Here is a 24,852-nt window from a genome sequence, read left to right as displayed (position 1 = left end):
GTATCCATCATGTTTGAGCCTATATTTTTACCTAGAATGTAATTTCAACTATACAATAACAACCAATTCTGAAGAAATTATGCAGATGTATCATAATCTGCACCATTTCTTGACGATTTTGCATTACACTTTTTATATCGAATACAAATACGGAGGATATTATATGATGAATATACTACTCGTAGATGATGAACCACGTATGCTGGAGTTATTAGCGCTTTACCTCACTCCTAGAGGATATAACTGCGTATGTGCTACTTCAGGACAAGAAGCCATCTTTTATATAGAAAAACAAAATTTCAAGTTCATTCTTCTCGATATTATGATGCCGAAAATGGATGGGTGGGAAACATGTAAAAGGATCCGTTCATTTAGTAATGTTCCTATCATTATGGTAACCGCTCGCGATCAAACAATAGATGTTGTTCAAGGATTAAAAATCGGGGCTGATGATTATATAACAAAACCTTTTCATGAAGATGAGTTGCTAGCACGAATTGAAGCTGTCCTGCGACGCAGTAATCAGCATGAACAACTAAAATATAGAGGGATTTTGTGGGATGAAGCAAAGCACTTTATTTCCGTTCATGGACAAGAGGTTTTGCTTACACCAATTGAATTCTCTTTACTTGGATTATTTTTGCGTCACGTAAACTATGTACTCAGCCGCGATCAGCTTATTGAACGAATTTGGGGACTAGATACAAATACAGAGGATCGCACAGTGGACTCCCATATTCGTAATTTGCGTGATAAATTACGAAAGGTCAATTTTCCAATTGATGAATATTTAAAAACTGTGTATGGTGTTGGCTACCGATGGATTGACACTGAAAATCAAGGAGCTATGCGATGAAACGGATTTCTGTTCAACTGGGATTTTATTTTTTGATTGTTACACTTTTAATCGAAACCGTCCTTTTTGTCTTGCTCTATTACAGCCTTGTCAATACGAGAGTAAATGAAGAAATGACAGCATTATTAAAGCGGGGAAATAGCCATCGAGATGTACTTGAGAAATATTTTGATTCCCAAACAATCTCTCATGTCGCTTTAATGGAGTCAGAAGCTGAAACAAAGGTTGTTATTACAAATGCTCATAAAGAAATATTAGCAAAATCTAATGATATAGATTCCACTATAAAGAAGCACATTATCGGAATGATAGCAGGTACGAATCATAACGGAACGATCGTAGAAAACCACTGGAAAACATCTAATTATATATGCACAGTTAGCCCAATAATAATAGAAGGAAAAATACAAGGTTATGTTTATATGTTTCTTGGCACAAGTTCTATTAAACAAATGATTGCAGGTCTTACAAAACAATTTCTTGTTGCTGGTGCTGTTACATTTATTTTAACAGTCATTACGGTATTTCTTCTATCGCGCCTGTTAACAAAACCGCTCCTTCGGATGAAACGTGCTACTGAAAAAATGAGTTATGGTGATTTATCCATCTCTTTAACGAGTAATCGAAATGATGAAATTGGTGAACTTGCCGAGTCTATTCAAACACTTGCGAATGATTTACATTATATGAAAAAAGAACGCAGTGAATTTCTAGCAAGTGTCGCCCATGAACTAAGAACACCGCTAACTTATGTAAGAGGATATGCAGATATCGCCATGAAAGACAGTACACCTCCTGAGCAGCGCCAAAAATATTTATCGATTATAAAAGATGAAGCTGATTACATTACAAATTTAGTACAAGACTTGTTTTTACTCGCGCAAATGGAAAAGCATAACTTTTCTATTCAGGCCAAGGAAGTACACTTACAAACCTTTCTTTCTCGTATTGTTACAAAAGTGAATATAATGTATGAAGCAAAGCATATCAGTATTTCTTCAACATGTCCCTCTTCACTTTCTATAGCTCTTGATGAACAAAGGTTTGAACAAGTTATCATCAATATTTTAAATAATGCATGTGCACATTCACCTGAACATTCTCGAATTGTAATTTCCGTTACAGAGCATAAAACACAAATTAAAATTGCCATCCAAGATACAGGAGAAGGAATTCCAGAGGAAGATATCCCACATATTTTCGAACGATTTTATCGCGTCGATAAAGCAAGATCTCGTTCAACTGGCGGAACTGGATTAGGACTTGCCATTGTCAAAGAAATAGTCGAACTACATGACGGAGAAATTACTGTTACAAGTAAATTAAATCACGGTTCTTGCTTTACTATTTCATTGCCAATCAGTATGTGAAAAAGCTTAAGAGAATTTCTCTTAAGCTTTTTCTATCTCCATTATTTGCTCTATCGCTTCCCTTAACAATTTCTTTGTATCTTCAAAATTATGACTCTTATTTCCACTACCTGATTGTTCCATATAAAATTCAGCAAATGATTGCTCTTTATATCTTGGTACAACATGCATATGATAATGCGCCAACTCATTAAAAATCCCATCATTTTGACAAATTGTAATTCCGTCTGGTTTGTACAATAACTTGATGGCTTTTGAAATAAGCTTAGAAGCATCCATAATCGCATTTTGGGTATCCGTATCAAGCTCATCCAATTCTAGAAAGTGTTTCTTTGGAACGATTAAAGTATGCCCTGTATGAAATGGAGCATGGTCTAAAAAACAAGTCACATAATCATTTTCATATATCTGGTATACAAGCTCCTTATTATTTGCTAATTTACATCCTAGACATTCAATATTTCGATTCACCTAACCACCCCTTTTTAAGTATATCAAAAAATATGAATTCAAAATAAAAACGCGAGAGTAAAGTCTATATGACCTTACTCTCGCATTTACATACCACTCACAAAAGTTTATTCACCAATCAACTCAATTGTTTCCGTAATGTTTATACTATCCTTCACAGATTGCGCAATCGTACAATTCTTCACGGCAAGCTCTAGTGCCTTTTCTAATTGTATCTGTGTAATCCCCTCTGCCTTTATTTTATAGTGCAAATGAAGACTCTCTACCCGCCTCGGTAAAACTTCACTTCTTCCAATTTCAGTTTCAATTGTAAACGTATCATATGTAATACGCTTCTTTTCTAAAATTGTCCGAAATACAATTGCACTGCATCCTGCAATAGAAGAAACCAATAATTCTAACGGTGTATGTCCACTTTCTTTTCCAATAGACAATTGACCATTTGAAAATTCTGCTTTAATATCATCATGCTTGATTGTTAGTTTCATATGTTGATCCCATCTCCACTGTCGTAATTTGCTGCCGTTTCTTATTTATATAATAATACACGTAGCAGAAAATGATAAATGGAATGCCACAATATAGTGCCATACGCTGTTCTGGAATGAACGCTAAACTAATCACAACAATACTATTTGTAATTAACGCTAAAATTGGAACAATTGGATATAGCGGTGTTTTATATTTTAAGTCTTCTAATTTCCCGCCACCCTTTATATACTGGCTTCTAAAGCGAAGTTGTGACAATGCAATGATAATCCAACTTGAGACAGCTGATAAGCCAGCGATAGATAATAAGTACATATATACTGTATCTTCCGCCAAAAAGCTTGTTAGTAACGATAATGCCGCTACTGCAATTGTTACAATTAATGCTGTAATCGGAATACCACGTTTGTTTACCTTTTTGAAAGAAGCCGGTGCCATTCCTTCATTGGAAAGCGACCATAGTATACGTGTCGCTGCATATAATCCTGAATTTGCTACAGATAATAGCGCAGTAATAATAACGAAATTCATAATATCCGCTGCATATGGAATACCGATTTTATCAAATACAACAACGAATGGACTTTCAATAACTCCTGCGTCTTTCCAAGAAATTAAACCTACTAAAATCGTCATTGTTAAAATAAAGAACAACATAATACGCCATACTGTATTACGAATTGCACGTGGGATTGTTTTTTCTGGTTCTTCACTCTCCCCCGCTGCAATCCCGATTAACTCTGTACCTTGGAATGAAAAGTTAACCGTAATCATTGTAAGAAGTACAGCAGCAAGTCCATTCGGGAACAAACCTCCATCGCTTACAAAATTAGAAAAAAGAGGTGCTGCTTCTTTTCCGTCATATGGTAAAAATCCTAATAACGCACTACCACCAAGAACAACAAATGCAATAATCGTAAGAACTTTAATACTAGAGAACCAAAACTCTAATTCTGCGTAACTCTTGGCTGAGATAGCATTTGACATGTATAAAATAAAACCAAATACAAGACACCACACCCAAACATCAACAGATGGAAACCACCTTTTCATCATTAAACCGATAGATGTTAACTCTAAACCAACTGTAACTGCCCAGCCAAGCCAATACAGCCAGCCGATCATAAACCCTGTTCCAGGGCCAATAAACTTCGTCGCATATTTTTGGAAAGAACCCGAAACCGGCATCGCAACCGTTAGCTCACCAAGGCAAAGCATTGTTAAATACATAATAAATCCGCCCACTAAATAAGAAAGAATTGCTCCTCCTGGTCCCGCTTGGTTAATTGTATAGCCTGATCCAAGAAAAAATCCTGTTCCGATTACACCTCCAAGTGCAATCATAAATAAATGTCTACTCTTCATCGTACGATGTAATTTATCATTCGTTGTTTGCTGCATTGTAATCCTCCCCTATAAAAACCCCTCTATCTCTTTTTAAAATTTTCTGATAATAAAAATATACACGAAAGCGGTTACAATTTCTATATAAAATTAAAACTTTTCTGATAAAATATCATATTTTTTTATCCACCTTACAGTTACACTACTGAAAAGTAAATATCTTCAAAATCACATTTTCCATACTATGTAAAAAACATAAAAAAACTCTTACATCTTATTTTATGTAAGAGTTAACGGCTTTCTAATTTCCTAGACACAAGAGATAAACTATAGTTAACAACAAAATACATACAAGCAACAAGTAGTAATGTAGGAATCATATAGTTTACATTTTGCCCATTAATAATTTGAGCGTTATGCATTAATTCTGGTAAGGAAATAACAACTGCTAGTGACGTATCTTTTAATAAAGAAATAAACTGGCTAACGAGCGGGGGTACCATGCGTCTCAATGCTTGCGGTAAAACAATATGCCAAAGTGTTTGTACGTATGATAATCCAGAAGCGCGTGCTGCTTCAATTTGTCCTTTTTCAATCGATAATAAACCACTGCGAACAATTTCTGATATCATTGCTGCTTCAAATATCGTTAAAGCAACAATGGCTGCTGTTGTAATTTCTAATTTCAGTCCGGCTTCTGGAAGTGCAAAATACGTAAAGAAAATAATTAAAAGTAGCGGTAAATTACGAATGATTTCAACGATAAAGGCTAGTAACTGTGATACGACTGGTATTTTTGTATATCGCAAAGTCCCGACTACACTACCAATAATAAAACTAAGCAAAATTGCTATAACAGCTATTTCTAACGTAACAAGTAGTCCTTTTAATAAAAATAAGATATGATCGCCTGTATAAGCACCTCGAAAATCCATTTACACCGCTCCTTTCGCTAAGCGTTTCTCAAAGTAACGCACAAGCATACTAAGCGGTACAGTTAAAAGTAAATAAAACATACCAACAAATATATACACATCAAATGTCACAAATGTTCTTGTTGAAATTAAATCCCCTTGATACATCAAATCTGCCCCAGCAATAATGCCAAGTATAGATGAGTTTTTTACTAAATTAAGAAATTGATTACCTAATGGTGGAATTACTATTTTAATAGCTTGTGGTAAAACGACATAATACATAGCTTGCACGTACGTTAAGCCAGAAGAACGCGCAGCTTCCATCTGTCCTTTCGGAACTGACAAAATTCCAGCTCGAATTGCTTCTGCAATAAATGCCGCTGTATAGACTGTAAGTGCAGCCGTACCAGCAACAAATCCATTTAATGTAACGCCCATTACCGGAAAAGCAAAGTAAAATACAAATGCAATTAAAACGAGTGGAATATTTCGAATGAATTCTACATAAGCCGCGCCAAACCAATTCAAAACTCGAATGGGTGCAATTCGCATCACTGCCATAATAATGCCAAGAATGAAACTCCCAATCAGTGCGACAATACTGGACATCACTGTATATTTAAACCCTTCCAAATACAGATCAAGATTATTTGTAAGAATAGAAAAATCAGGCAAATGCTCCCCCTCTTTCTTTACAAGAAGAGGATGAGTATCTCTCATCCTCTTACTCTTTCTATACTTTACTTCTCTGGCTTTTCACCAATCCATTTTTCATATAATTTATCGTATTCTCCATCTGCTTTCATTTCTTTTAATAAATCATTAATTGCCTTTGTTAAATCTGTTGCTCCTTTTTGAACGGCAATTCCATATGGCTCATCCGTGAAGATTTTCCCAACAACTTGATAATTTACATCTTGTTTTGCCATGCCATATAAAATAGCATTATCAGTTGTAAGAACATCACCTTTCCCAGCTTTTAATGCTGTAAATGCTTCGCTATAATTTTCGAATTCTAGTACCGTTGCTTCTGGTGATTTTTTACGAACATTCTGTGTAGAAGTTGACCCTTTTACCGCCAATACTTTCACACCACTTTTCACATCATCAATACTCTTAATCTTGCTTCCTTTTTTCACAAGTAACGACTGCCCCGCTTTAAAATATACATCTGAAAAATCAACTTCTTTTTTACGCTCTTCTGTAATTGTCATCGTTGCGATAATCGCATCAATATCGCCGTTCTTCAACATTGGAATACGCGTTTTTGAAGTCACTTCTTTTAATTCTAATTTACTCTCATCACCTAGAATTTTTTTCGCAAGTGCTTTTGCAACATCAACATCAAACCCTTCTACCTTCCCTGTTGCAGGGTCTTTCAATCCAAATAAATTTGTATCATTCTTAACTCCAACCACTAGTTTTCCTCGTTTTTTAATTTGTTCTACTACATTTCCACCAGAAGATTCTTTAGATACTTCTTTAGACGTCTCCTTCTTACTTCCGCAACCTGCTATGATAAGAGTAAATAAACATGAAAATACAATTAAAACAAACAGTTTTTTCACTTTTAACATGAAATCCCTCCTCTAATGATTTAACACCCGGCTTAAGAACAATCGTGCTCTTTCTTGCTCTGGATTTGCAAAGAAGTCTACTGGCTTGGTATCTTCGAGAATTTGTCCTTCATCCATGAATATGATACGATCTGCTACTTCACGTGCAAATCCCATCTCATGGGTCACGACAACCATCGTCATTCCTTCTTTCGCTAAAGTTTTCATTACATCAAGCACTTCACCAATCATTTCCGGATCAAGTGCAGAAGTTGGCTCATCAAATAGCATAATTTCTGGTTTCATTGCTAACCCCCTTGCAATTGCTACCCGTTGTTGTTGCCCTCCAGATAATTGCTGCGGATACACATTCGCTTTCTCTGGAATTCCTACTTTCTCTAAATAGTACCTTGCTGTTTTTTCCGCTTCTTCTTTTGAGACATTACTTACTTTTATCGGTGCAAGTGTAATATTTTGAAGTACTGTTTTATGTGGATATAAATAAAAATGTTGAAATACCATTCCAATATTCCGGCGCAGCCTATTCATATCTGTTTTCGGATTATGTACTTCAACACCTTGTACTACTAATTCGCCTTCTGTAATTGTTTCCAATTGGTTAATGCAGCGAAGTAATGTACTTTTTCCAGATCCAGATGGTCCCACAATTACAACTACTTCTCCTTTTTGAACTTGTAAATTAATATTTTTTAAGACTTGAAAGCTACCATAAAACTTATTCACATTACGAAACGCAATCAATCCTTTTCCCCCTTTCTGCCTTATTTTCATCGTATTTTAACTTGGCCAAATTCTTAGTAAAGTGAATCTTCCCTGATTCAAATTTTATTCGGCCATGCAAATAGAAATACCCATTATTTGAACAATAACGGACAGATATACTGCCCGTTATTGTTTTACAAATACTCTATTATGACACTTCCTCTTTCTTATCTTTCCCGTATTCATGCTCCCAGAAATCAGCGTTTTTAATTCCTAGTTCCCGAGGATCGAATACAGGATCTTTTCCTTCTTTCTTCTGCTTTTCATAGTCTTTCAATGCAAGAAGTGCTGGTTTTTGTAATAATAAAATTGCAATGATATTAACCCATGCCATAATCCCTACACCGATATCACCAAGCGCCCAAGCAGTTGCTGCTGTTTTGACACAGCCGTAGAATACAACACCTAAGAAAACAATTTTTAAAACAAGTGACATCCATGGACGGTCTTTATCACGATTTAAATAGGCAATATTCGTTTCTGCAATGTAGTAATACGCCATAATCGTTGTAAAAGCAAAGAATAATAGGGAAATCGCAACGAAACCGTTTCCAAACCCAGGGAATATAGATTCTACCGCAGCTTGTGTATATCCAGGACCAGGTTCTGCACCATTCAGTTTATTCACAATGAAATTTTTTCCGCTTGCATCAAATACGTTATACATGCCTGTAATAATCATCATAAACGCTGTTGCTGAACAAACGAATAATGTATCAATGTAAACGGAAAATGCTTGCACAAGGCCTTGCTTTGCTGGATGCGATACTTCCGCAGCTGCCGCAGCATGTGCCCCAGTTCCTTGACCAGCTTCGTTCGAATAAATACCACGTTTTACTCCCCAAGAAATTGCTAAACCAATAATCCCTCCAAAAGCAGCTTCTAATGCAAATGCACTTTTTATAATTAACATAAATGCTTCTGGTAACTTTTCAATATTCATAAACACGATTATGCAAGCAACAAGTATATATCCAACCGCCATAAATGGCACAACAACTTGTGCTACGTTAACAATACGCTTAACCCCACCAAAAATAATAAGTGCTAATACAACAACTAATATTGCTCCTGAGACAGATGTATTAATACCAAAAGCTGTTTCCAAACTTAAGGCAATACTATTTGCTTGAACACCTGGTAGTAACATACCTGTTGCTAGGATTGTAGCAGCAACAAACACAAGTGCATACCACTTAACCCCTAAGCCTTTTTCAATGTAATACGCTGGGCCACCACGAAATTGTCCTTTGTGCTTCGTTTTATATATTTGAGCAAGTGTTGATTCTACATAAGCAGATCCCGCTCCTAAAAATGCCACAGCCCACATCCAAAAAACAGCTCCCGGTCCACCAAATGCAACTGCTGTTGCTACACCAGCGATATTCCCTGTTCCAACGCGTCCTGATAAAGAAAGTGCTAACGCTTGGAAAGAAGAAACACCCGCTTCTGACTTTTCCCCTTTAAATGTAAGCCTCACCATTTCACCTGCATGCCTAACTTGTAAAAACCTCGTTCGTATTGAAAAATATAGACCTACTCCTAAACATAAATAAACAAGTGCGGGACTCCATACAATATTATTTAGCCAAGCAACGAAAGCCTCCAATCCATTCCCCCTCCTCTTTGTTTTATGAAGAATATTCAGAATATACAAAAATTATAAATGTATCTATAGTCTATGACAATATTATTTTGATAAAACAAACATATTTTTGTATAAAAAAACAAAGTATATATTCGAAATATATACTTTGTTACGTTACATGTGTATTATATATTCACAATGGCTTCCTGCTTTATAATCCTTACATAAAGTTCATCTGCTAGTTTTTGAAAATGTACTGGCATTTCTTTCCCTTTAAACTTTTTCTGAATCGTGCCATACAAACCGACATCACGAAGTCTAAAAAATAACGGTAGCGATTCATACCAAATTTCTGCTAATTGGTGTTCAGATTCATATCCTTTTCTTAGCGCCTTTAATTGGTTACGAGCAAACAATGTTTTCTCTTCTTCTGTCCAATTTGTTGTAAGAACAGAATAATAGCTAACCATTGCTAAATCATGTATAAAATAATTATAAGTCGCATCATCAAAATCAAAAATCGTTAACTCTTTACCATCGTAATGAAAATTCCCTTGATGAATATCACCATGCATAAGACCAAACGTTGTCTTTTCCACAGGAAGAGTCTTTATCTCTTCCATTAATTTATAAGCAATACTTTGCACTTTTTCATCCTCTAACTCATCAATAATTGCTTTTTCTTCTACTTCCCATGTATCTCGATATTCCGTTTTTGGATAATCAATTGTAAGACGATGAAGCTGACCAATCGCTTTGCCCCATGCTTCAAAAAGACCGTCTCCCCAATATATTGATGTATCTCCTTTTACTCGTTCTCCTTTAGCATATACAAATAAAGAAGTGTAAAAGAAAGTTCCATCTACCGCTTGTATCCCTTCTACAAGTTTTCTAGATTTTGAATAATATGGTCCAGCAATCTTAGCTCCATGTTCTTTGAGATACTGTAAAAAATCTAACTCTGCTTCCACTTGTTTTTCAGACCGATGAGAAGAGTGAGTTAATCTTAATACGTAAGATGCTCCTTTTTCATCCTTTGCATGAAAAATATAGTTTTCAAAATCACCAAGCGGTGTTTTCTCCACTGTAACGTTAAATAAGTTTGCAGCTTCTTCTAAAATTTCATTTGTAAAAACTCGTTCTACAGCTATTTCCATATATACCCCTCCTTTATGTATCTCTTAATTAATTCGCTATGAATATGAAAAATACTGCTACGAATGTAAGTAAAACGTATAAATCCTATCCAATAATAAAAAAACAGATTGATTTATCAAATCAATCTGTACGATATTTAGAGAATTTATCAAAAAAGTGTTTACATCACAACTAAAGATATAGTTCTATCAAGAATAGCACCCTTCCAGTCTCTATCAACTTATTCTTGTATAAGAACAGTAATCTTTACATTTACTTATCCTCACCTTCTGTCTGCATTGAGTTGAAAGTCCAATTCAAATTCAATGCATCTCCTTGAAATACATTTTGATCTTCACCGTTATCTACAAATGTAAACATCACATAGAAAGTATCATCATCACCAGGAGCAAGTCCATTTTCTTCTTGAGCTATAATGCCTTTTTGTACAAGATCAGGAACGCTTCCATTTTGCGTGGCTTTTTTCAACTCAGACAATGTAGTAGACCAAATAGGCACTGAATTTTTATCCAAGTTCCACAAGAAATCGACACGGATGTGATCACCGAAATCAGCATTTCCATTATCTCCTTTAGCATCTGTTACAGTATAATCTGTAAGAAGTTTCACGTCTCCTATCGCTAAAGTGCCTTTGTTAACTAGTTGAAAACCACGCTCCATTTCGTCACCTGGCTTAAGATTATCTACATCAATAACAACTTTAGGATCAACACTCAAATCTAAAGTACCAGCTGCAAACGTGTTATTTGATACTTCTTTATCACTGAAATACGCATACGTTCCTCCCCCAATTAAAGATAAACCAAGAACTGCAGTCATAGCACTCATACCAAGCTTTTTCTTAAAACCCATTTCAATAATCCCCCTATTTTAAAAATTCAAATTATTGATAACATACCCATTCCGCAAAAAATAATAAGACTTATAACTTGTCCCGCGTTGAGAACTAACCCATTTTCAACCATTTAAATAAATTCAGATATCAAAATACAAAATGAAAAATATATGTCACTATAGAACATATACACTTTAAGAAAAACCGGTAACGTCACAGCGAAGCATTACCGGTCCTCATTGATCATAAAAATTCTCTTCATCCTATCTGTTTTTTTTATACATGAGAAGCAACTCTATAGCAGTTGTTTAATAGCATACTGTACTCCAAAATTGTACCTACTTATTTTTTCGGTTCTAATCCAATCGAGCGTAAGATTTTCTCTAACGTCACTGGTCCCACATTTTCTATTGGTTTCTGATTTTCTTTGGCATCCGGACCCTTTTTCAAGAAGTTCTTCTCGATAAAACGTATATCTGTTTCGTTTACAACACCGTCTTGATTCACGTCACCATCTTTGACAGCCACTTTTCCTTTTTCATATGATAGGGCTGCTATTCTAGCATCTTGAATATCTACCATTTTATCGCCGTTTACATCACCTGCAAGGTTATCATCCATATCAGCTCTAAAATGTTGTCCCACTAACTCTCCGTCCTGCATTTTACCTATTTTTGTTGTTAATTTACTATTTAAATGGCCCGGCATTTCTACAAAAATATCGTATTCCTTATCGCTTACAGGAACATTATGAATTTCAAATTGCCCATTATCATCAACCGTTCCTGTGTATTTCTTTCCATCCTTGCCAACCGCGTACACTTTTGCTCCTAGTTTTGTATAATCTTTCTTATTTAGATATCCTTCTTCATTCAAGAATGCTTCCGGTCCAATATATCCTGTAACCGTTGAATGCTTTGCAATAATCGAAAAAGCTTTTTCTTTAAAAATAGGAATTTCAACAGACTCTGATGCACCAGCTTTTGTATAAGAGAATTTATCCGCTCCAAATGCAGTTAAATCATAAAAATATTCATCACTCGTCATCTCGAATGTAACATCTAAAAATGGTGTATCACCATCTAACCCCTTAAATTCTTTTCCTTCTACAGATGCGCCAACTTTTACTTTATTTTCCCAAGTTCCTTCTTCATTTATTGCCGGATCTTCTAACTTGATATTTAATCCATGTTGTTTTGCATATTCCGTAAGAGCTGGATTTGGTTTAACATCTGTAAATTTAAATAACTGTTTACTATAAGGAATCTCAAATGTACCTGACATAAGTTGTTTCACATTATTGAGATTTAAAGTTAACGTAATTTTGTCTCCTAATTTTATTTTATCTTTGTCATAGCTTGGCACAGCGTATTCTGTTCCTTCTTTGACAAATACGTAATCTTTAAATCCATTCGCCATATTTCCAGCTGTTGCGAGGTCATAGCCAAATAATCTTAAATTAAGCGGTTCATTAATTTCCTCTGGAAGTACGCCAAATTTAAAATCACCATTGGCTTGAATTGTATTCAACCAACCTGACGGAAAGGCGGAGTTTTGGTAATATACAATTTCATTAGCCTTTTGGTCATACTGGAGGCCTTTTGCCTTTAATGCATCCACCGTAGAATCATAAATATTACCATGTACCCATAATGCCCTTTGTCCATCTTCTTCTGTGAACATAGATTCATTTACTTCATGAACCCCAGGTTGCACATCATTGAACTTCACTTCAGGTTTAACATTATCAATAATTGCGCTATCTCCTTTTGTATAAGATTTCCCTTCTTTATCGTATCCAACAAAGTCGAGTTGGTAATCTCCGTCAGGCAACATAACCCGCTTGTCTCCAATTGGATGATTTGGATCTCCTGTAAATGGGAACACATATCCTCCCATACCATCGAACATTATATATTCATTATTCGGTGTTAGACCGCTAGCATTAAGTGTGCCAACAATTCCTAATGCCTTTCCTGTTTTTCGATCCTTCACCACCGCATCAATGGTTTCAAGTGGACTATTTAATTTAAATGTCAACGGTGAACTCGGTCTTCCCATAAATGGATGGAAGTTAGATGCATCTGTCGCCATTGCATCTCTAAGCAAATCTACAGATGCAATTCCTTTTTCTGTGAATTTCACTGCGAATGGTACTTGATATATTTCTTTTTCATTGTTTTTATTTGAAATATGAATATATCCTTCATATCTACCGAATTCTGCGTTTTCTGGAATAATAATTTCAGGACTAATTTCACCAGATGCACCGGGGGCTACCTTAATAGAATCTTGTACGTTCAATTTCACACCATTCTTCGCTGCATCCTGCACCCCTACACTCGTTGGTGAAAACTCTACTTCTAATTTGAACTCTTTTTCTTCTGTTTTATTGTTGTTTTTAATGAGAACTTTTCGGCTATCTTTAATTGGTCCATTTGCCAATTGAGTTTTATAACCGAATGCAATAGAGCCAGTTTTTTCTTCCATTTCTACTTCTTCATCATTTACAATGTTTGACGTTTTATCGATAACTTCAATAAATGTATCCGTATGAACTGCACGATAAGCATCAATTCGTCCTGATCCTACTTCAAATACAGAACGCTCTTCTTTTAAATCAACTGCTGTATTCATAAGCGCCTCTTTTACTTCAAACGGACTATAGTTTGGATGTTCTTGTAAAATTAATGCTGCTACCCCCGCAGTATGAGGAGTTGCCATAGATGTACCTGACATACGTCCATATGCTACCGGATAATTTTCGCCATCCTTTGGATCATTTATATACTCAGGAACAGTAGAGAAAATAGACACACCTGGCGCTACAATATCTGGTTTAATATCATCTGTTTTACTTGCAGGACCGCGTGAACTGAAATCAGCTAAGTGATCTCCCTCTGTTTTTGTGTTACTCAGTTCTCCAAACGCTAAAGATACATCTCCTTGTACAGCTTTTGCTTGTAATTTCTCACCATCTGCTTTTGTTAAGCGGAAAGATGGAATAGATGAGGTACTTTCTCCAAGATAACTTGTAATTTCACCATCCACATTGTTGTACACAATAACGGCTTTTGCGCCTGCTTCTTTTGCATTTTTAATCTTTTCATCAAATGTAATCTCACCACGCTGGATAAGCGCTAACTTTCCTTTTACATCTTTCCCCGTAAAATCACCTGATTTTCCAAGCCCTGCATATACAACAGATAAAGATTTCCCTTTTAAGTCCTCAAGCTTATCAGTAAAGCTTTTTCCAAGTAGCATCATCTTATCCACATGTAAATCACCTGCATCAGCCGAAAATGTTGGAATGGTCATCGCAGCGTCGCTCGCTCCAACTGTAATCGGAAGTGCCGCCGCACTAGGTGATCCAAGAGTCCCTTCTTCTGGTCCACTATTTCCTGCCGCCACAACTGTGACAACACCAGCTAACATTGCATTGTTCACTGCCACAGAAGTAGGATATAAAGGATCATTAATAGATGCACCTAGTGATAAATTAATAACATCCATATCGTCTTTCACTGCTTTATCAATCGCAGCAATAATACCATTTATTTGTCCGCTTCCATATGGTCCTAGTACGCGATAAGAATATAAATCGACATCAGGGGCTACCCCTTGAACCGCATAATCCACACCATTTTTCTTACCGGCAGCTATGGTTCCAGCTACATGAGTACCATGAGATGTATAATATGCACTTCCATCATAAATCTCAGGATAACCTCCGGAATTTTGCCAATCCTTATACGTTGTCTCCATAGGATCAGCATCGTTATTAACAAAGTCCCATCCTTTTATAGAGTTCGGATCTATTTTTGTTGGATCTTCACCTTGCTTTGCACGATATCCTTTATATGCATCTTTTAAATCAGGGTGGTTATAATCGATACCTGTATCCAGTACCCCCACCTTAATTCCTTTACCTGTTATTTTTTCAGCGTGAAGCTTGTCCACACCGATTTGTGGTACGCTATCTGCCATTTTCGGCTGGACAGCAGTCTTAGCTGTGTCTTTCGGCAAATCAATTTTGACCTCCTGATCTTCCCATACGCGCTTAACAATACCAGTGCGAACTAAGTCTTCAATCATATTCCCAGGTAAGGACATTGCCACACCATTAAAGGCATTCTTATATTCTCTCGTTATTTTGGCAGATTTAAAATTTTCCCCTTTATCTTTCTTTTTTCGAAGCTGTTCAAGCTCAGATTTAAATCCTTTATGAGATGCTTCCACATTTTGTTCCGCAGTCGAAAGAGCTAGTTTTTTTCCTTTAGCCGCTTCTTTTAGCACCTCAATTTTAGCAGGAGCTTGCTTGAACTCTACAATTACATTCACATTATCAGGACTTGCTGTATTGATACCTGGTGAAATAACAAAGCCCGGTTTTGCATCTAATGTTTTTAAAGCATTACGCTGTTCCTTTGTAAGTCCTTTCAATACAGAATTTGCATCATCAATTCCAGTTAAAGTAGATGTATTCACCTCTTCTGCCAATACGTTATATGGAATTCCCTGAGACAATAACATACCAACTGTCAACGTTCCAATAAGAATCTTTCCAAATTTTCTTCTCTTCATATGGCATCCCCTTATCATTACAAAATTATTTTTTCTAAACGAATTAATTCTCAAAACCTTGTTCAGCATTGGCAATTCTATTAATCTTGAATCTTTATTTCATATGATTGAGAATATCCAGCACTGCTACCATCCACTCATTCCCAATCTTTTCCTATAAAATCCCCCTATAATTTATTTTCATTAACAAATTTTCACAAAATGAATTATTAATAGAATTAAACTATAATTCTATTTTTATTATTCCACATTTTGATTTTTCTGAAAATTAAACAAAAGGAGTAATTTTTGTTCTAATGATTCTACACCTAAATAGTACAAAAGAACTATCTTGCTCTTTATTCCTTGTAATATACAATAAAGAAACACGATAGTTCTTTTAGACATCTCTTATTTAGTCCAGCGGAACCAGCTGATTTCGAACAGCATAAATTACCGCTTGCGAACGACTTTTTACATTCAGTTTTTTAAAAATTTTATTGATGTGAATTTTAACTGTCTTGTCACTAATATATAGAGCTTCAGCAATTTCTTTATTACTAAGCCCTTTGACCAATTCAAAGAGAATTTCCTTTTCACGCTCTGTCAGTTCATTTTCGTTTGGTTCTAATTTCATTTGTTGCTGATGATACGTAATTAATTTTTTAGTCATACGCGGATGAATAACTGAATCTCCTTGATATAACATTCGAATCGCTGCCACTACTTGCTCTGATGATGAATCCTTCAATAAATAGCCATCAGCACCTGCCTGAAGCGCATCCATTAAATACTCATCATGCTCATACATAGTAAAAGCAAGCACTCGGCAAGTTGGATACTGTTTTTTCACTAGTGCCGTAGCTTCAATTCCATTTTTTCCTGGAAGATTGATATCCATCAAGATACAATCTGGCCTGCATTCCTCAACTTTCTCTAATATCTCGTCCCCAGAGACCGCTTCTCCAACTACTCTTATATCAGATTCAACCTCTAGTATGCTACGAATTGCGTCTCGTAAAAAAGCATGATCATCCACTACTAATATTTTAATCATTTTACGCACCCCTTGTTTGTGAATCTGGAATTAACAATGTAATTTCTGTCCCCTTCCCTACAGAACTATCAATCTGTAAAGTAGCCCCCAGCTGTTCAGCTTGTTCATTCATATGTAATATACCATAATGTGGTTCACACTTCGTTTTAACCATAGACTCAAATAGAGAAAAACCCACTCCATTATCTTTCACCTTTAAAAGTACGTGTTCACGCTGATAACTTAACAGAACATCAATCTTTTCCGCTTGTGCATGTTTAACAATGTTCTGTAAACTCTCTTGGAATGTATCAAAAATGACTCTTTCTTTAGAAAAACTAAGCGTTCGAGAATGACCTCTTTCATGGTATCTAATGTCTAGTTCATATTCTTGTTTTATAGATTTTATCTTACTTGCTATCGCTTGCTTGAGTCCTAATTGCTGCGTTGGGTACGGCTTTAAGGCATAAATAGAATAGCGAACTTCCCCTAAGCTTCCTCTTAATTTCCTAATACTTTTCTCCACTACTTGCTGCATATCAGTTGGTTTATCACGATATTTTTTCTGGGCGGATTCTAGTTGAAATATCACTCCAGCTAACGCTTGCGCAATACCATCATGAATTTCGCGAGCAATTCTATTTCTTTCTTCTAAAATCATCCTTTTTTCTTGTTCGGAAATCAATATTCTCGTTTTAACTATATTAGCTAATTGATTAGAAAAAGTTTCTAATAACTGCACATCTTCTGGAAAAAAGCCAAAATTTCTACTTTTTCCTGCAACAAACATCCCAATCAATTCATTATTTACAATGAGAGGAAAATAAACAAGGGAGCGTATAACATCCTCAAACACACCATCTCCCGGTGCTGTACCAACTTTCCAATTATTAAACACTACATTTTTAGATATCTCCTCAAACTTTTTGGCATCATCAGAATAATCAGACATGAATTCTTTCAACTTTCCATCCTTTAACTGAATATTCCATTCTCCCTCGTCTTTTGTCCATAATACATATGCTTGTATTCCTAAAAATCCTTTAAGTGATTTTTTTATATGTTGTAGATTTCCACCAGATAATCCACGGCTTAATTCTGTCGTAATGAGAAAAAATTCATATAATCTTTCTTTTTCCATCCGTATTCTTGCAGAAAATGAACTAATAATTGAGATTGCTACAAGTGGAAAGAAGAAGAAAAAAACTACAATTTCATTCATCTCTAAACGATATTGCGTACCTAATATATGTATAAGTGCAGCATAGAATAAACAAAAACTTTCGCAAAGAAATACTGATATGTTTTTTTGATTCCACCGACGTACCGAATATGGCTGAGGAAGAAGTACTATTAATAAATCATAGAAAAGGTTGTTGAAAAAACAAAAAAATATGCTAAACAATAGCAAAAATATTAATTTCTCATATAAAACTGTCATATTCATTCCGCTAATCAACCACAGCATACAATTGCTAGAAAACCATTCTGCTAGTATAAGGCTAAGAGCATGCTGAGTACTATTAAAAAGCATCCTTTCCACTGGCGAACGGCGAAGCAGATGAATAATTAACGTAACAAATACAAGAGAAAGTACAGTTATATGTGTTCCAAACAACAAGAGCATAGAATAAATAATTGGAAAGCTCAGTGAACTTACTCCTCTCCAGAATCGTACAGGAAAATACTCATTAATCCCCATAAATAGCACTAACAATACGAGTATCGTTGGATGAGAAGGGATTTTAATTTCAAGTAAAGATATAGTTATAGTAATCAAACCAAAAAAAGAAATGAAATAAAGATAATAACTTGCTACTTTTTCTTTCATAGAAATAGAATCTACATCTTTCAAAATAGTCCCTTCTTTCTTGTAAAAAATATATTTTCTCTATTATCCAACAAAAAACCGGCACTGGCAAAATGGGAAGACTCCCACTAGCCAATCACCGGCTGTGTGCTACACCTAAACAGGCAGGACACAATACTAGTATAAATCGCCTTGAAGAAATTTCCTATTCATCAAATGATGTAATTGTACATTCCATTAGACGTAATCTTTATAGTACAAAAGATATATATTAATATCGTTAATCTAGTATAGATATAATTTGCTTGTAAATTTATCCCGCTATTTGCGGGCAGTAAGACCCCCACCTCAAAATTCAGCAGAAGCAAAGAAGTCAGGTGGGGGATCAACTGCCCATAAAAGCCCGATTCGTTCAACTAATAATCAGTGGGGATGAAGCCCCCACTGATTAAAGTTTCACTTTATATCTAAATTCAAAGCAAGAAACTGGTGATGTTATACATCCCCATAAAACCCTTAATACCAATAGACAAATACTATCTATACACATTGTATTTCCAATTGTTTGCGATTCTACAGATTCCCACCAACAAATATAAGCATAAATTTTTCATAATAAGCAAAAATTAACAACATGATTTTATTCTATAAAAGGTGGAAATTATGACACAAATAAAACAAAACGATAAGCAATCTGGAAATAAAGAAAAGCATATGTTTCCATCCTTTGCAGAAAATATCAACTACCTTGAAAACAAACTATTTCATTCCGATGATTTAAAAAAACTTGAACTTCCTTTTCAAAATGAAAAAGGCACTCTATTATATATTGAATCTTTAGCAGATCCTAATTTAATTCATCAATTTGCCCTCGAACCTTTATTAACACGAACTGAATTATCACTTAATGAAGCCTTTTCTACATTAAACATGAAAAGCGAAACAAACTTACTGTATGGAATACAACTTTTATTACAAGGAAAGTCTTTGTATTTTCACGAAAAGGCTCAAAGTTTTTGCATTTTCGAAACAGCATTATCCCTAAAAAGAGATATAAAAGAACCTGATAACGAAGGAATTGTCCGCGGACCACATACTGGTTTTGTAGAAGATTTAGCTACTAATTTAACTTCCATTCGCAAACTCATTAAAAATCCAAATTTAGTGGTTAAATACTTTACACTTGGTGAAGAAATGCATACCAAAGTTGCCATTGTCTATATGCAAGATTTAGCAAACGATGAACTTGTAACAGAGGTAAAAAGAAGATTACAAACCATTAAAACTGATTCACTTATGCCGCCAGGGTATATACAAGAATTTATTGAAGATACATCTTTTTCACCATTTCCACAACAGCTAAACACAGAGCGTCCGGACCGGACAGTAGCGAATCTTATGGAAGGTAGAGTTGCTATTTTAGCAGATGGAGATCCAACAACTCTTATTGTTCCTGTAACATTATTTGCTTTCTATCAATCACCAGACGATTATAACAATCGCTGGATTGTTGGCTCTTTCATTCGAATGCTTCGCATTGTAAGTTTTTTAATCGCTTTTCTCTTACCCGCTTTTTATATCGCAACCGTCGCTTTTCATCCTGACGTTTTACCGCTCGAATTAGTTTATACGATTAAATCTTCGTTAGAGCGTGTACCGTTTCCTCCTATCATTGAAGCTTTATTACTGGAGTTAATCTTTGAACTATTACGGGAAGCTGGGATTCGTTTACCAAGCCGTGTTGGCCAAACTATTGGTATTGTAGGCGGTTTAGTAATTGGCGATGCCATTGTAAAAGCGGGGCTTGTTTCTTATACGATGACTATTGTTGTTGCTTTAACAGCGATTTCATCATTTCTCGTTCCATCAAATGATATGAGCTCTGCTGTTCGTATACTTCGATTTCCATTAATGATTTTAGCTGCCCTATTCGGCTATGTTGGTATTTCATTTGGGTTAATTATTACATTTGTTCATTTATGTCAGCTTCATTCTTTTCATACACCATATCTTTCTCCAATCGCTCCAATGCGAATAAAAGATATGAAAGATGCGTTTGTAAGGCTCCCAATTTGGTCTTTTGGGAACCGCCCTCATGATCCAAAACCTAAAAAAATGTTAAGGCAGCCAATCAACAGAGAGGAGGAGAGAGATGATCAGCAATCAAAGTAAAATTACACTTGGGCAATTTACCGTTTTTATTATTCAATGTCAAATTGGTGTAGGTCTCCTCTCTCTTCCCAATCGCCTTCACCCAATTTCAAAAGGTGGTGGATGGATTTCCACAATAATAGCAGGACTTATCATTCAAATCATTATTTTGCTCATGTGGTTATTAATGAAGCGATTTCCGGGAGCTACACTCTATGAAATTGTTTCAAAAATGTTCGGAAACGTATTTGGAAAAATACTTGGTGTTTCTTATATTTTCTACTTTATGCTTATTGGCATGACAGTTATGTTAAATGCTTGCAGCGTCATTAAAATATGGATTTTACAAGTAACTCCTTGGTCTATTGTTCTCTTAATATTCACGTTCGCTTGTTCATTTGTAGCTTATAACACGTTCAAAGTCATTGTACGATTTTACGTTATGATATCTATCCTTATTGTCCCAATGGCTTTTCTAATTGGGCTCGGTCTTACCCATGCTGAATTTTCATATATTTTCCCGATTACAGAAGCAGGTTGGTGGAACATTATTCGAGCATCGAAAGAAACGATAACTGCGATGTACGGGTTTGAAATTATGCTCATCGCCTATCCGTTTGCACACGGAAGCCCTACAGCAAGGTTAAAAGCTATTTCAATTGCCAATGGATTTGTAACGATATTTTATACGTTTACAGTATGGATCTGCTTTATCGTCTTTAGCTCAAAGCAAATTGAGTTAATCCCTCAACCAGTCGTCTATTTATTAAGATCTCTTCACATCGGTATTATAGATCGTGCGGATCTCATTTTCATTCCTATATGGATGACCACTGTTGTAGCATCTATTGTCAGTTATTTCTGTGCATCATCTACTGGAATAGGATATATTTTCAAACTAGATAAGCACCAAAAAGCTGTTCCCATTATAGGTCTTATTTCTTTTTGTATCGCCTGTTTTTTGAATACCCCTGAAGAACTAGAGGCTATTGCCAAATTCGCAGATCACACCACCTATATTTTCATTGGCATTCTTCCTTTCTTATTTTTACTTTACGCCCTACTGCGAAATAAACAAGGAGAAGATACATGCTAAAAAGAATAATAAATTTGTGTATCATGATATGCACTGTGCTATTTCTTTCCGGATGTTGGGATCAAGAATCATTAAGAGACGCGCACCTAGCATATAGTATTGCATATGACGCAATATCTGAAAATCGGTTAATGCAGACCGTCGAACTTGTCAAAAGCTCAGGTGGAGAACAATCCTCTGTTTTAAATGAAATTCACTCAGCGACCGGTCATACTGCACGAGATACAAGTGATTCATTAAGAAAAAATGTAACAGGAAATACTCGTTATTTTAAATATAATGTACAGTTAACAGGAAAAGTTCTTGAAAAAAAGGGAATATTCCCACTACTAGATGTCGGTTTCCGTGATCCCGGTAATCCAACTGCACCTGTAAAACTCATTTCAGTAGATGGCAAAGCCTCTAAAGTTCTTGAGAAGAAAAAAGTAGGAAATTTATTAATAGGTGAATTTTTAAAGAAAAAAGTACGAAGTTTAGAAGACATGAGTGTTTTTCCAAACGAAACATTAGAAGCAGTATTTCGCAAAATAGCAGACCCTGGAGAAGATTTTACTCTTCCTTCTATAAAAGTAAAAGGGAAAGAAATCATTGCAAATGGTCTAGCGTTATTTCACAATGATAAATTAACAGGACACCTTCCTCTTAATCAATCGGTACTTTTCGTATTGCTATCTGAGAAAATGGGGCCCAGCGCTCGTATAACACAGAAATTATCAGGAAAGGATGCATCCAAACCAGCTAATTATGTCACCATTGAAGTAAATAAGCAAAAGGTAAAAAGAAAAAGAAAAGTGACAACAGACAAAAAGGGAAATATTCATGTAAATATTAAACTTCAATTACGAGTCATTGTCGTCGAATATCCGAAAGATCATTTACATAAAGCAAAAGAGCGTAAAAAATTAAATAAGCAATTATCTGAACAGCTTACAAAAGAATCAAAAAAGATTATTAAAACTCTCCAAAAAGCTCATTGTGATGCCTTTGGTGTTGGACGACATCTTATCGCCTATCATCCAGATTTATGGAAGAAAAAGAACTGGAAAAAAGATTATCAAAAGGTAAAGTTTACTCCTGAAGTAGAAGTGGAAATATTATATGGCGGCGTTTTAAATTAATAAGAGGTTGTATGCTCATAACATACAACCTCTCCAATTATTTAGTAAATCGATACACAATGGATTCATACGGTTTAAGTATAAGGTTTCTAATATCTTCACCTGAATCCTCATAATTTGATATTAATATTTCTTGCTTCATTCCATTTACTCTGACTTCTTCTGGTACAGAATAAGTTATTGTTTCCTCGTAAAAATTATTTACAACAAGTAGCACTTCATCTTCTAGCTTGCGTGTATATACCCACACATTCGGATGATTCATATCTACAATTTCATATTTACCATCTGTAATGACATCATATTTCTTTCTAAATTCAATCAGTTTTTTATAGTAATAGAAGATAGATTGTTTATCTTCCAGCGCCTTTTCTACATTAATTTCTTTATAATTCTCTGCAACAGAAATCCAAGGTATACTTGCTGTAAAGCCAGCATTCGCTTCTCCATTCCACTGCATAGGAGTGCGCGAATTATCACGAGATTTTTGCTTCAGGATACCAATGATTTCTTCGTCAGACATCCCTTCTTCTCGTTTCATTTTATAAATATTTAAAGATTCTACATCACGATACAAATCGATATGATTAAAGCCCGGATTCGTCATTCCAATTTCTTCACCTTGATAAATATAAGGTGTCCCTTGCAACATATGCATCGACGTTGCTAGCATTTTTGCCGATTCATTTCGGTACCGCTTATCATCACCAAAACGAGATACAATGCGCGGTTGATCGTGGTTACACCAGAACAGAGCATTCCATCCTCCGCCTTCTTGCATCTCAATTTGCCATTCCGACATGATTTCTTTTAGTTTCACAAAATCAAAATCAGCTTTTGTCCACTTGTCACCATTTGGATAATCTACTTTTAAATGATGAAAGCTAAATGTCATACTTAATTCCTTCCGCTCTGGATTCGAATACTTAATACAATTATCAATTGTTGTAGATGACATTTCTCCAACGGTAATTACATCATGTCCTTCAAATACTTCATGATTCATTTCTTGTAAATAGTTATGAACACGAGGTCCATCTGTATAGTATTTACGTCCATCACTAGTAGCCAGTATTCCTTCATCATCTAAAAAACGCTGATCTTTAGAAATTAAGTTAATTACATCAAGCCTAAATCCTTTAACCCCTTTTTCAAGCCAAAAGCGCATCATTTCGTATACTTCTTCTCGAAGTTTTTCATTTTCCCAATTTAAATCAGCTTGGGTTTTATCAAATAGATGCAAATAATATTGTTTTGTTTTCTCATCATATTCCCAAGCGGAGCCGCCAAATTTAGACTGCCAATTATTTTTTTCATCACGCCATATATAAAAATCGCGATACGGGCTATTTTTATCATGGCGCGCTTCCTGAAACCACTTATGCTCCGTCGAACTATGGTTCACAACAATATCAAGCATAATATCAATTTTACGTTTCTTCGCTTCTGCTAGTAACTCTTCAAATTCCTCCATCGTTCCATAAGACGGATCTATAGAATAATAATCGCTGACATCATAGCCATTATCATTTTGCGGTGAACGATAAATTGGCGTAAGCCAAATATAACCAACACCAAGTTCTTGTAAATAGTCTAGTTTCTCTGTGACACCTTTTATATCGCCAGTTTCTGTATTGTAATAGCTATTAAAGCTTTTCGGATAAATTTGATAGACAACACTTTTATGCCAATCTTTCATGCTAAATTGCCT

19 protein-coding genes are annotated in these 24,852 nt (G+C 35.4%); 5 read left to right on the top strand and 14 right to left on the bottom strand.

Annotation, left to right across the window (positions count from 1 at the left end):
• Window positions 1-163 precede the first annotated feature (163 nt).
• Together Y7E_RS0103685 and Y7E_RS0103680 are read left to right on the top strand one after the other, a co-directional pair.
• On the top strand, window positions 164-856 hold the full coding sequence (locus tag Y7E_RS0103685) for a response regulator transcription factor (protein WP_017149966.1): 693 nt from the start codon (window positions 164-166) through the stop codon (window positions 854-856).
• Window positions 853-2,226: a HAMP domain-containing sensor histidine kinase gene (locus Y7E_RS0103680; RefSeq protein WP_017149965.1), complete on the top strand. Its 1,374-nt coding sequence runs from the start codon at window positions 853-855 to the stop codon at window positions 2,224-2,226. Before Y7E_RS0103685 ends, Y7E_RS0103680 begins: the two co-directional genes overlap by 4 nt.
• Window positions 2,227-2,247: 21 nt before the next feature.
• On the opposite strand, the gene Y7E_RS0103675 is transcribed toward Y7E_RS0103680, so the two are convergent.
• From Y7E_RS0103675 to Y7E_RS0103615, 13 genes are all read right to left on the bottom strand, one after another.
• Window positions 2,248-2,685 carry an HIT family protein gene (locus tag Y7E_RS0103675; RefSeq protein WP_026049077.1) on the bottom strand — a complete coding sequence of 146 codons (438 nt, stop codon included), beginning with the start codon at window positions 2,683-2,685 and terminating at the stop codon, window positions 2,248-2,250.
• Between the two features lie 119 nt (window positions 2,686-2,804).
• Window positions 2,805-3,185 carry an OsmC family protein gene (locus tag Y7E_RS0103670; protein ID WP_017149963.1) on the bottom strand — a complete coding sequence of 127 codons (381 nt, stop codon included), beginning with the start codon at window positions 3,183-3,185 and terminating at the stop codon, window positions 2,805-2,807.
• Window positions 3,163-4,587 (bottom strand): amino acid permease, encoded by a 1,425-nt coding sequence (locus tag Y7E_RS0103665; RefSeq protein WP_017149962.1) that lies wholly within the window; start codon window positions 4,585-4,587, stop codon window positions 3,163-3,165. Before Y7E_RS0103665 ends, Y7E_RS0103670 begins: the two co-directional genes overlap by 23 nt.
• A gap of 233 nt (window positions 4,588-4,820) precedes the next feature.
• Complete coding sequence (locus Y7E_RS0103660) at window positions 4,821-5,465, bottom strand: amino acid ABC transporter permease (RefSeq protein WP_017149961.1); 645 nt, start codon at window positions 5,463-5,465, stop codon at window positions 4,821-4,823.
• Window positions 5,466-6,122 (bottom strand): amino acid ABC transporter permease, encoded by a 657-nt coding sequence (locus Y7E_RS0103655; protein WP_026049076.1) that lies wholly within the window; start codon window positions 6,120-6,122, stop codon window positions 5,466-5,468.
• Window positions 6,123-6,187: 65 nt separating this feature from the next.
• Complete coding sequence (locus Y7E_RS0103650) at window positions 6,188-7,024, bottom strand: glutamate ABC transporter substrate-binding protein (RefSeq protein ID WP_017149959.1); 837 nt, start codon at window positions 7,022-7,024, stop codon at window positions 6,188-6,190.
• Between the two features lie 12 nt (window positions 7,025-7,036).
• The gene (locus tag Y7E_RS0103645; protein WP_017149958.1) at window positions 7,037-7,765 is read right to left on the bottom strand and encodes an amino acid ABC transporter ATP-binding protein; all 729 of its coding nucleotides are present in this window, start codon (window positions 7,763-7,765) and stop codon (window positions 7,037-7,039) included.
• A gap of 169 nt (window positions 7,766-7,934) precedes the next feature.
• Complete coding sequence (locus tag Y7E_RS0103640; protein ID WP_017149957.1) at window positions 7,935-9,395, bottom strand: alanine/glycine:cation symporter family protein; 1,461 nt, start codon at window positions 9,393-9,395, stop codon at window positions 7,935-7,937.
• Between the two features lie 164 nt (window positions 9,396-9,559).
• Complete coding sequence (locus tag Y7E_RS0103635; protein ID WP_017149956.1) at window positions 9,560-10,531, bottom strand: phosphotransferase enzyme family protein; 972 nt, start codon at window positions 10,529-10,531, stop codon at window positions 9,560-9,562.
• Window positions 10,532-10,784: 253 nt separating this feature from the next.
• Window positions 10,785-11,384: a TasA family protein gene (locus Y7E_RS0103630; protein WP_017149955.1), complete on the bottom strand. Its 600-nt coding sequence runs from the start codon at window positions 11,382-11,384 to the stop codon at window positions 10,785-10,787.
• Between the two features lie 325 nt (window positions 11,385-11,709).
• Window positions 11,710-15,951 (bottom strand): S8 family serine peptidase, encoded by a 4,242-nt coding sequence (locus tag Y7E_RS0103625; protein WP_017149954.1) that lies wholly within the window; start codon window positions 15,949-15,951, stop codon window positions 11,710-11,712.
• Window positions 15,952-16,345: 394 nt separating this feature from the next.
• The gene (locus tag Y7E_RS0103620; protein ID WP_017149953.1) at window positions 16,346-16,987 is read right to left on the bottom strand and encodes a response regulator; all 642 of its coding nucleotides are present in this window, start codon (window positions 16,985-16,987) and stop codon (window positions 16,346-16,348) included.
• Window position 16,988: 1 nt separating this feature from the next.
• Window positions 16,989-18,821, bottom strand: a complete 1,833-nt coding sequence (locus Y7E_RS0103615; protein ID WP_017149952.1) for a GAF domain-containing sensor histidine kinase — start codon at window positions 18,819-18,821, stop codon at window positions 16,989-16,991.
• 618 nt (window positions 18,822-19,439) lie between these two features.
• Here Y7E_RS0103615 and gerKA point away from each other — a divergent pair.
• Genes gerKA through Y7E_RS0103600 form a run of 3 tightly spaced genes read left to right on the top strand, consistent with a single transcriptional unit; the run spans window position 19,440 to window position 23,141 of the window.
• Window positions 19,440-20,948, top strand: a complete 1,509-nt coding sequence (gene gerKA, locus Y7E_RS0103610) for a spore germination protein GerKA (RefSeq protein WP_017149951.1) — start codon at window positions 19,440-19,442, stop codon at window positions 20,946-20,948.
• The gene (locus Y7E_RS0103605) at window positions 20,929-22,023 is read left to right on the top strand and encodes a GerAB/ArcD/ProY family transporter (protein ID WP_017149950.1); all 1,095 of its coding nucleotides are present in this window, start codon (window positions 20,929-20,931) and stop codon (window positions 22,021-22,023) included. The genes gerKA and Y7E_RS0103605 overlap by 20 nt, the downstream gene beginning before the upstream one ends.
• Entirely contained in the window at window positions 22,017-23,141 is a 1,125-nt protein-coding gene (locus tag Y7E_RS0103600; RefSeq protein WP_017149949.1) for a Ger(x)C family spore germination protein, read from the top strand. Before Y7E_RS0103605 ends, Y7E_RS0103600 begins: the two co-directional genes overlap by 7 nt.
• A gap of 37 nt (window positions 23,142-23,178) precedes the next feature.
• Here the strand turns inward: Y7E_RS0103600 and treC are convergent, their stop codons facing one another.
• Window positions 23,179-24,840: an alpha,alpha-phosphotrehalase gene (treC, locus tag Y7E_RS0103595; protein ID WP_017149948.1), complete on the bottom strand. Its 1,662-nt coding sequence runs from the start codon at window positions 24,838-24,840 to the stop codon at window positions 23,179-23,181.
• Window positions 24,841-24,852 lie beyond the last annotated feature (12 nt).

Source organism: Bacillus bingmayongensis (assembly GCF_000299035.1).
Lineage (GTDB): Bacteria > Bacillota > Bacilli > Bacillales > Bacillaceae_G > Bacillus_A > Bacillus_A bingmayongensis.
This window is presented reverse-complemented; position numbering and strand designations above follow the sequence as displayed.

What these genes read in the sequence shown, in the direction of transcription:
- treC (WP_017149948.1), bottom strand. Translation starts at nt 24,840, where the DNA reads ATGAAAGATTGGCATAAAAGTGTTGTCTATCAAATTTATCCGAAAAGC.
- Y7E_RS0103630 (WP_017149955.1), bottom strand. Translation starts at nt 11,384, where the DNA reads ATGGGTTTTAAGAAAAAGCTTGGTATGAGTGCTATGACTGCAGTTCTT.
- Y7E_RS0103635 (WP_017149956.1), bottom strand. Translation starts at nt 10,531, where the DNA reads ATGGAAATAGCTGTAGAACGAGTTTTTACAAATGAAATTTTAGAAGAA.
- Y7E_RS0103680 (WP_017149965.1), top strand. Translation starts at nt 853, where the DNA reads ATGAAACGGATTTCTGTTCAACTGGGATTTTATTTTTTGATTGTTACA.
- Y7E_RS0103650 (WP_017149959.1), bottom strand. Translation starts at nt 7,024, where the DNA reads ATGTTAAAAGTGAAAAAACTGTTTGTTTTAATTGTATTTTCATGTTTA.
- gerKA (WP_017149951.1), top strand. Translation starts at nt 19,440, where the DNA reads ATGACACAAATAAAACAAAACGATAAGCAATCTGGAAATAAAGAAAAG.
- Y7E_RS0103620 (WP_017149953.1), bottom strand. Translation starts at nt 16,987, where the DNA reads ATGATTAAAATATTAGTAGTGGATGATCATGCTTTTTTACGAGACGCA.
- Y7E_RS0103660 (WP_017149961.1), bottom strand. Translation starts at nt 5,465, where the DNA reads ATGGATTTTCGAGGTGCTTATACAGGCGATCATATCTTATTTTTATTA.
- Y7E_RS0103625 (WP_017149954.1), bottom strand. Translation starts at nt 15,951, where the DNA reads ATGAAGAGAAGAAAATTTGGAAAGATTCTTATTGGAACGTTGACAGTT.
- Y7E_RS0103605 (WP_017149950.1), top strand. Translation starts at nt 20,929, where the DNA reads ATGATCAGCAATCAAAGTAAAATTACACTTGGGCAATTTACCGTTTTT.
- Y7E_RS0103685 (WP_017149966.1), top strand. Translation starts at nt 164, where the DNA reads ATGATGAATATACTACTCGTAGATGATGAACCACGTATGCTGGAGTTA.
- Y7E_RS0103600 (WP_017149949.1), top strand. Translation starts at nt 22,017, where the DNA reads ATGCTAAAAAGAATAATAAATTTGTGTATCATGATATGCACTGTGCTA.
- Y7E_RS0103665 (WP_017149962.1), bottom strand. Translation starts at nt 4,587, where the DNA reads ATGCAGCAAACAACGAATGATAAATTACATCGTACGATGAAGAGTAGA.
- Y7E_RS0103670 (WP_017149963.1), bottom strand. Translation starts at nt 3,185, where the DNA reads ATGAAACTAACAATCAAGCATGATGATATTAAAGCAGAATTTTCAAAT.